A 520-nucleotide genomic window follows, 5' to 3' on the forward strand; every position below is an offset into this window, starting at 1 on the left:
AGGTTGCCAACGGCAATTAACGGATTCATACCACAAGCGATACAAGGCAAAATCGCCCTCTGTAAGCAATTGATTACGTAGCAGGACTTTTTGTTCAGAGAAGCAAAGAGAGCCGTTGGTTGATGGTGCACCGTGTAAGCGTGTCACTTGATAAACATTGCCATGCAGTAGTTGCACCTTGAGGCTGATTTCATCTTTGTGGTATTCCGCCTCAATCACATCCTTTCTGCGTGGCAGGTTTGCAGAGATTTCGATTTTGTCTCGATACATCACCCAACCGTCGGTAGGTTGCAATAGGCTAATGGCTTGTTCGACTGAGGTGAAATCGCCCTGAAATGATTCAATATTTAGGTTGCCTGATTGCAGGGTTGGCAACTTAACCCCTAACTCTTTGATCGAGTCTGATGTCATGTTTTGATAGAGTTCAATACCCATTACAGCGCCTCCGCAGTATCTTTAATCACTAAGCTCGTACCTCGACCGCTGCCTGCTCCCATTGGAAGTAGCCCTAATTCAAGAT

Annotated in this window: 1 protein-coding gene; it reads right to left on the bottom strand. The window is 45.8% G+C overall.

Annotated features, from left to right (window positions below; translation table 11 throughout):
• Positions 1-435: hypothetical protein (locus AB4585_RS23445; protein ID WP_372171177.1), on the bottom strand; the 435-nt coding region annotated here is incomplete at its 3' end.
• Positions 436-520 lie beyond the last annotated feature (85 nt).

Origin of the sequence: Vibrio sp. 10N.222.49.C9 (assembly GCF_041474985.1) — a bacterium.
Classification (GTDB): Bacteria; Pseudomonadota; Gammaproteobacteria; order Enterobacterales; family Vibrionaceae; genus Vibrio; species Vibrio crassostreae_C.